1 pseudogene is annotated in these 266 nt (G+C 69.2%); it reads right to left on the minus strand.

Annotated features, from left to right (window positions below):
* A pseudogene (locus ACLJNW_RS25640) lies at positions 1–266 on the minus strand (L-seryl-tRNA(Sec) selenium transferase); the annotation flags it as partial.

Below are 266 nucleotides of genomic sequence, written 5' to 3' on the forward strand. Positions count from 1 at the left end.
GCCCTGGACGCTGTAGTTGCTGGTGTGCACGCGCATCAGCAGGCCGCTGCGCGGGCCGATGGCGGCTTCGTAGTCATTGGCGTGGGTGCGGTTGGTGGTGCCCACCTCGTGCAAGCGCACGCCGGCGCGGGCCATGATGTCGGGAATGCGGAAGGCGCCGCCGATCTCGATCAGCTCGCCGCGCGAGATGATCCCTTCCTTGCGCGCCCCCAGGCTGTTCAGCGCCAGCAGCACCGCCGCCGCGTTGTTGTTGACCACGGTGACCG

The organism is Salmonella sp. SAL4457 (assembly GCF_046548235.1).
Classification (GTDB): Bacteria; Pseudomonadota; Gammaproteobacteria; order Enterobacterales; family Enterobacteriaceae; genus Salmonella; species Salmonella enterica.